This is a genomic window from Micropruina sp. (assembly GCF_027492755.1).
Classification (GTDB): domain Bacteria; phylum Actinomycetota; class Actinomycetes; order Propionibacteriales; family Propionibacteriaceae; genus Micropruina.
Window position 1 is genome coordinate 3,984 of the sequence record NZ_JAPUED010000157.1, and the last position, 3,494, is coordinate 7,477.

3 protein-coding genes are annotated in these 3,494 nt (G+C 68.0%); all 3 read left to right on the plus strand.

The annotated features are described in order from the left end of the window. The first annotated feature begins 55 nt into the window (after positions 1-55). The 3 genes from Q0066_RS11070 (at position 56) to Q0066_RS11080 (ending at position 3,428) form a co-directional block, all read left to right on the plus strand. The gene (locus Q0066_RS11070; RefSeq protein ID WP_298132869.1) at positions 56-1,273 is read left to right on the plus strand and encodes a pyridoxal phosphate-dependent aminotransferase; all 1,218 of its coding nucleotides are present in this window, start codon (positions 56-58) and stop codon (positions 1,271-1,273) included. Positions 1,274-1,408: 135 nt separating this feature from the next. Continuing rightward, a complete protein-coding gene (gene ispG, locus Q0066_RS11075) occupies positions 1,409-2,560 on the plus strand; it encodes a flavodoxin-dependent (E)-4-hydroxy-3-methylbut-2-enyl-diphosphate synthase (RefSeq protein ID WP_298132871.1) in 1,152 nt (383 codons plus the stop codon). Positions 2,561-2,576: 16 nt separating this feature from the next. Next, positions 2,577-3,428: a GNAT family N-acetyltransferase gene (locus Q0066_RS11080; RefSeq protein ID WP_298132873.1), complete on the plus strand. Its 852-nt coding sequence runs from the start codon at positions 2,577-2,579 to the stop codon at positions 3,426-3,428. The last annotated feature ends 66 nt before the right edge of the window (positions 3,429-3,494 follow it).

Genomic DNA, 3,494 nt, shown 5'->3' on the forward strand with positions numbered 1-3,494 from the left:
GCCGCGGGTTGAGCTTGTCGGAACCAACACCGTCGCGGCTGAGAGACTGGGGCGCATGCGTCGCATCGTCCAGTCCCAGAAGCTGCAGCACGTCCGTTATGACGTCCGGGGTCCGATCCTGGTCGAGGCTCAGCGGCTGGAGGCCGAGGGGCACAAGATCCTGAAGCTGAACATCGGCAACACCGCACCGTTCGGCTTCGAGGCTCCGGAGCGCATCCTCGCCGACATGGTTCACCATCTGCCCCAGTCGCAGGGCTATTCGGATTCGCGCGGCATCTACTCCGCGCGCACCGCGGTGGCGCAGTACTACCAGTCGAAGGGGCTGCCGCACACCGGCGTCGACGACGTCTACATCGGCAACGGCGTCTCCGAGCTGATCATGATGGTGCTGCAGACCTTCCTCGACAACGGCAACGAGATCCTGGTGCCGGCGCCCGACTACCCGCTGTGGACGGGTGCGGTCAGCCTGTGTGGTGGCGTCCCCGTCCACTACCGCTGCGACGAGGCCAACGACTGGAACCCCGATCTGGAAGAGATCGAATCGCTGATCACCGAGAACACCCACGCGCTGGTGATCATCAACCCGAACAACCCGACCGGCGCGGTCTACAGCGAGGACACCGTGCGCGGGCTGATCGACATCGCCCGCCGGCACGACCTGGTGGTGATGGCCGACGAGATCTACGAGAAGATCATCTTCGACGACGCCGTCCACCACCACGCGGCCACCTTCGCCGGCGAGGACGTGCTCTGCCTCACCTTCTCCGGCCTGTCCAAGGCGTACCGGGTCTGTGGCTACCGGGCCGGGTGGGTGATGGTGTCGGGACCGAAGCACCTGGCCACCGACTTCCTCGAAGGCCTGACTCTGCTGTCGAACATGCGGATGTGCTCCAACGTGCCGGCGCAGCACGCCATCCAGACCGCGCTCGGCGGCTACCAGTCGGTCAACGAACTGATCGTTCCCGGCGGCCGGTTCTACGACCAGTCCAAGCTGGCCGCGCGGCTGCTCAACGAGATTCCCGGGGTCAGCTGTGTCGAGCCGATGGGTGCGTTGTACTGCTTCCCGCGGCTCGACCCCGAGGTGTACCCGATCGTCGACGATGAGGCGTTCGTGATCGAACTGCTGCGCACCAAGAAGATCCTGGTCACCCACGGCACCGGGTTCAACTGGCCCGAGCCCGACCACTTCCGGCTGGTCACCCTGCCGGACGCCGAGGTGCTCACCGAGGCGATCGGACGGATCGCCGAGTTCCTGGACACCCAGCGGACCTGAGCCCCGACTGACCGACGGGCCGCGCAGATCGGTGGATCGCGGCCAAGCACACAGCCCCACTCGGGTGCGGACGGCGGCGCCCGAGTAGGCTGTCTCGCGGCGGCCGTCGGCCGCCGCCTGTCGAACGAGGAGTCCATGACCGTCAACCTGGGCATGCCCGCCACTCCGCCGCCCGTTCTGGCCTCGCGCCGGCCCACCCGGCAGATCAGGGTCGGCAAGGTTCTGGTCGGTGGCGACGCGCCGATCTCGGTGCAGTCGATGACCACCACCAAGACCACCGACATCAACGGCACCCTGCAGCAGATCGCCGAGCTCACCGCCACCGGTTGCGACATCGTCCGGGTGGCCGTGCCCAGCCAGGACGACGCGGACGTGCTGCACATCATCGCCAAGAAGAGCCAGATCCCGGTCATCGCCGACATCCACTTCCAGCCCAAGTACGTGTACGCCGCGATCGATGCCGGCTGCGCCGCCGTCCGGGTGAATCCGGGCAACATCCGCCAGTTCGACGATCAGGTGAAGCAGATCGCGCGGGCGGCGTCCGATGCGGGGGTGTCGATCCGGATCGGTGTCAACGCCGGTTCGCTGGACAAGCGACTGCTCGCCAAATACGGCGCGCCGACGCCTGCGGCGCTGGTCGAATCGGCGCTGTGGGAGGCCTCGCTGTTCGAAGAGCACGACTTCCGCGACTTCAAGATCTCGGTCAAGCACCACGATCCGGTGGTGATGGTGCGTGCCTACGAACTGCTGTCAGACGCCTGCGACTACCCGCTGCACCTCGGCGTGACCGAGGCCGGGCCGGCATTCCAGGGCACCATCAAGTCCTCGGTGGCGTTCGGGGCGCTGCTCGCCAAGGGCATCGGCGACACCATTCGGGTGTCGCTGTCGGCGCCGCCGGCCGAAGAGGTGAAGGTCGGGATCAAGATCCTGGAGTCGCTGAACCTGCGGCCGCGGCACCTCGAAATCGTCTCCTGCCCCTCCTGCGGACGCGCCCAGGTCGACGTCTACACCCTCGCCGAAGAGGTCACCAAGGGCCTGGAAGGTCTGCAGATGCCGTTGCGGGTGGCCGTGATGGGCTGTGTCGTGAACGGCCCGGGCGAGGCCCGCGAAGCCGACCTGGGGGTGGCGTCCGGCAACGGCAAGGGCCAGATCTTCGTCAAGGGCAAGGTGATCAAGACCGTTCCCGAGGACCAGATCGTCGAGACCTTGATCGCCGAAGCCAATCGGATCGCCGAGGAGGCCCCGGAAGGGGCGCCCGTGGGTGCACCGATGGTGTCCGTCAGCTGAACCGGGAATCCAGGGAATGAAACGCGCGCGGGTGATGGACGCGTGCGACGACGCCCTGGTCCGGCGGCTGGTCTCCGCCGATCCGGTCGCCAATCTCTTCATCGCCTCCCGGGTGGACGCAGGTGTGCTCCGTCACGGCTCGCCGGCCACTCTGTACGGCTGGCCCGCGGAGGCGCCCCGACACCTGTTGCACGCCGGCTCGAACCTGGTGCCCGCGTTCGCCTACTGCGAGCCCGACGAGCGGGACGCCGCACTCGCGGCCTTCGCCGACGCACTCGGACAGCACCGCTGGTGCCAGTCGATCGTCGGGGAGAGCGGGACGGCGCTGGCGCTGCATCGTGCGCTCGCCGTCCGGAGCCGCAGCTATGCGGGGCAGCGCGAGATCCGTCCGCGACAACCGCTGATGGTCACCCGCCGGGTGGCGTCGCTTCCGATGGACGTCCCGGTGCGGCGGATCACCATGGCGGAGTTCCCCTCGTATCACGCCGCCGCGATCGCGATGTACACCGAGGAGGTGGGCGTCGACCCGACCGCCGGTGGCGGCCGCAACGGCTACCGGATCCACTGTCAGGGCACCGTCGAGAGCGGACGCGCCTGGGGCATCGTCGACGACACCGGCGCGGTGGTGTTCAAGGCCGACGTCGGCATCAGCTGCGGCGGCATCGCCCAGGTGCAGGGGGTGTGGCTGGACCCCCGGCTGCGCGGCCGCGGTCTGGCCGCCCCCGCCATGGCCGCCGCCACCCGGCACATCCTCGAAGACCACGAGGTGGTGTCGCTGTACGTCAACGACTTCAACACCCGAGCCGTCCGCACCTACCTGCGCACCGGTTTCACCATCGCCGGCCAGTTCGCCACTGTCCTCTACTGACCTCGAACGCCCGGGGACGGTTCTCCCGCGTGCGATTTTCGAACGCCGGGGGACGGTTCTTATCGT

Bases quoted from the DNA above. Each gene is read 5' to 3' on its own strand.
- Q0066_RS11070 (WP_298132869.1), top strand. From the start codon at position 56: ATGCGTCGCATCGTCCAGTCCCAGAAGCTGCAGCACGTCCGTTATGAC.
- ispG (WP_298132871.1), top strand. From the start codon at position 1,409: ATGACCGTCAACCTGGGCATGCCCGCCACTCCGCCGCCCGTTCTGGCC.
- Q0066_RS11080 (WP_298132873.1), top strand. From the start codon at position 2,577: ATGAAACGCGCGCGGGTGATGGACGCGTGCGACGACGCCCTGGTCCGG.